This is a genomic window from Micromonospora sp. NPDC002411, from assembly GCF_053592955.1.
Genome location: NZ_JBSFBM010000508.1, coordinates 1 through 3,376 on the forward strand (window position 1 = coordinate 1; position 3,376 = coordinate 3,376).

Sequence of the window (3,376 nt, forward strand, 5' to 3'; positions counted from 1 at the left end):
ACCATCGGCGGACCTTGCTGCACGCAACGAACCTCTCGGTCACCGAGGCGCTGCTCTCAGCTCCGATGCAGCCAGGTAGCGGCTCGCTCGTAGTAACCTCCACGACCGACGCAACCTCCGCCCCAGCGGCCAGGTGCTCGTGGGAGCGAGGGAATTGAACCCACGACGACCTCATGCCGAGCCTCGTTCAAGGCTTGTCATTGCTTGTCAAAACCCCTTGTTACCGACAGTAACCGAATCAAGGTTGTCATTGCTTGCCGAAAATCGTCGCTGAGCTGCAGAGATACCGCCAAGCGCTGATCGCCGCTTGTCACCGTTCGTCAACGGTTGGCCATGGTTTTCGGGGGGTAAACGGGGGACCCATAACCCCGCCATGCCTGACCGCCTCACCGCAGCTGCCGCCACGCTCTGCGCGCCTCACGGCATGCGCACTGACCGAACCTGTAACAGCCCCTTCCCGGTCAGCACAACCGTCACCGGAACCCCACGCGGCGGTGGCCCTCTCGATGCAGTCTCGCAACGACCGGTGCACGGGGCACCCGCACGACGGATGCAGCGGATCCGGACACCGGAGCAGGTCGACCTTGTTGGCGACTTCGTCGTTGCCTAGCAGGACCTCGTCGTCAGTCCCGCAGAACGACTCGCGGTGGTGCGCGATCGGTGCCGCTGCGAACCGGGACGCCCGCGATCGGTTTCACAAGGGCGGCCGGGGCGTCTCCCAGACCCGCTCGAACTCTTCGGCCACCTGCGGCCACACCAGCGCGAGACCGTCCGCCGCCGAATGGATTTCCGCGGCCTGCGGCCCCCAGACGACGAACTCGTGCGGGATCACCCGGCCAGACTGATCCTTACGCCCCAGCGGGTCCGCGATGCGCAACGCAACTCGGCCCCCGGCACGGTGGCAGGTCTCCGGCGCATCACCGGCGTCCGCGAAAGCGGCCTCGTATTCCGGAAGGGGATCCGAGAATCCACCGGTGAGGAGGAAACGGAAACCCCACGCCCGGCCGCGGGTGGCCCAGATGAGGCTCATCGCACGCTCCGGATCAGAATCTGACTCTCTTCGCCCTTCTCCAGATCCATCCGGAAGCCGGTCAGCGTGGCCGAGAGGAACTCCTTCTTGGATAGCGCCTCTGCGTTAGCCACCCGGAGCTTGTCCCCGGCCAGTTTCGCCGCTTCACTGAGGAGATCGGGACCGACGATGTTCATCAGCAGGCCCAGCGGGCCGGGAAGCTTGGTCCTGGCCAGCAGCGCGGACGCCAAGTCGCCAGCACGGCCGAGTAGACCCTCGAACACGCGTGCCGGGAGCTGCGTCAACTCGTGCCACCGGTGATGCCGCTCGAAGGGCAGGATGGCGGACAGCGGCAAGATCAGATCCAGCCCGACGCGCTCGGTCACCGTGATCTTGCCCGGCTCGAACTTCGCCGACGACAGCAGCACGAAATCCTCGCCGATCGATAGCGCCTCGCGGCCCTCCACCAGCCCGACGATGGTCTCGCGCAGCTGCTCTAGATCGTCGCAGGCCTTGGCGACGAGCAGATCACGGAACCGATAGACATCCAGGTCCGGCAAGAGGTCGGCCTTCGACAGCGCCATCACCCAGATCCGCGGGAACTGGGCGAGCGGCTTGCCGTCCTCCAGCAGCTCGTCCCGTAGCGACAGCACGCCGTTGCGGAAGTTGCTGAACAGCGACTTGAGGTACCGATCCTCCTCGCCCGCGTTGTCGAGCAGCTTCTGACCGTCCACCAGCAGCAGGGCGACGTCCGAGCTCAGCAGGGACCGGAAGCTGTCGGCGCGGCGCTGGGCCTCGTCCGGGCTCTGCACCGACTGCTCGAACCACTCACCCGGATAGTCGTGCCACACCACCCGCAGCACGTCGAAGGGCCGGGACTTCGCCGCCGCGGGATCTGACCCGTCCTTCATCTGCACTTTGAAGGCGTACGACGAGGCGGCGAACCGGGTGGTGAGCGGCAGCGTCGCGTCCTCCTTCATGCCGAGGTAGTTCTTGTGCAGCCGGTTACCCTGGCCGATGTCTTCGGCCAGAATGTGGAAGAGGCTCCGCTTCAGATACTGCGGCTCCTGGGCGGCCCCGTAGAACGATGAGAGCAGGACAGTCTTGCCGCTGCCACTCTCCCCGAACACCGCGATGTGCTGCTCGAACGCCCTCGGTTGCATGCGAGGACCTTACGCGAACCGGCGATCATCGCGGTGCACGGCCAAGGGGCCGGCGCATCGGAAAGGAAGGCAATCGGCAAGCGCGGCACCGGCTTGCCTCGCAGCGCCTGAACGATCTTCTGGAACGTCGACGTCCACGCCCTCGGGACCGTCCCCCAGCGGACAGTCCGCCACCTTCGCTCAGGCAGCGGCCATCCCTAAGGCGCGCTGAACCCGCCATACACCGCACCCAGCCGCGTGCCATACTCTGCCGGGATAGGTCCAGCCAATACAGGAAGCCGACCTGGGTCGGTACCTCTGGTTCTTGACGGCCGTGCAGGGTGCTTGCAATTGTCACCGAGTGACCGCACCCAGTGACCGGCTTAACGTCAAGGTCTTCCTCAGCCACCGCTACCGGTCGCCCGCGGTGAACCTGCAGTTCTTCGACCTGATTGACCAGGTCGCCGATGTCCAGTTCGAGGTTGACCGAGGGCTAAAGGCAACGAGCACGACCCGCCTGGAACGCATGATCCGCGACGTTGAGATCTTCGCTGGCATCTACTCGTTGAGCGACGATCCGTTTGAGCGTCTGCCGGCCGCAGATCTGGTGCGGGCCACTCGGTACTTCAAGCTCGAGCTCGACATGGCGATGCGCTACCGCAAGCCGTCGATCCTGTTCATCGACCGCCGGTTCGGGAACAGGCTGCATGGGCCGCCGGGCTCCGTCAGCCTCCGCTACTCGGCGCAGGAGATCCTCAGCCAAGGCATGGAGACGACACGGCGGCATCTTCGCGACGAGTTCGAAACGTTCTGCCGATCGATCGCCAACCAGTCTCAGAAGCGGTCAGCGCGCGACACCGCCGCAGTCGGATTGCTTGTACCGCCAACGGGCGAGGCGCGAGGCGCTACCGCGGCCGCCGTCGAGGCGTTCAACTATGCGGTGGAAGTCCTGCCCTGGCCTATCGCCATCGACGGTGGCTTCATCGCGCAGCTACAGAGATGCGACTGGGTGCTAGCCGACCTGAGCCAACCGTCGGCCGTGGCCGCCGTGGCGTTCCTGCGGGGCCATGGGATACCTATCCTGCGGATTGGGCCGGTGGATGGACCACCGGACGTCGCAACGGAAGAACTGATCTACGGCGAACTTGCCCCACACTATACAAAGGACATTATCCGTTGGAGCGACCCGGAGCGCCTGCAAGTCGCCTTGGAGGAACGTATCGGG

3 protein-coding genes are annotated in these 3,376 nt (G+C 65.2%); 1 reads left to right on the plus strand and 2 read right to left on the minus strand.

The features are described from left to right. Positions 1 to 694 precede the first annotated feature (694 nt). Both ACWCO3_RS33070 and ACWCO3_RS33075 read right to left on the minus strand, forming a co-directional pair. A complete protein-coding gene (locus ACWCO3_RS33070) occupies positions 695 to 1,030 on the minus strand; it encodes a hypothetical protein (RefSeq protein ID WP_145783441.1) in 336 nt (111 codons plus the stop codon). After that, on the minus strand, positions 1,027 to 2,172 hold the full coding sequence (locus ACWCO3_RS33075; protein ID WP_145783443.1) for a TRAFAC clade GTPase domain-containing protein: 1,146 nt from the start codon (positions 2,170 to 2,172) through the stop codon (positions 1,027 to 1,029). The genes ACWCO3_RS33070 and ACWCO3_RS33075 overlap by 4 nt, the downstream gene beginning before the upstream one ends. A 340-nt stretch (positions 2,173 to 2,512) precedes the next feature. On the opposite strand from ACWCO3_RS33075, the gene ACWCO3_RS33080 reads away from it, so the two are divergent. Then, positions 2,513 to 3,376: hypothetical protein (locus tag ACWCO3_RS33080; protein ID WP_450013857.1), on the plus strand; the 864-nt coding region annotated here is incomplete at its 3' end.

What these genes read in the sequence shown, in the direction of transcription:
- ACWCO3_RS33070 (WP_145783441.1), bottom strand. Translation starts at nt 1,030, where the DNA reads ATGAGCCTCATCTGGGCCACCCGCGGCCGGGCGTGGGGTTTCCGTTTC.
- ACWCO3_RS33075 (WP_145783443.1), bottom strand. Translation starts at nt 2,172, where the DNA reads ATGCAACCGAGGGCGTTCGAGCAGCACATCGCGGTGTTCGGGGAGAGT.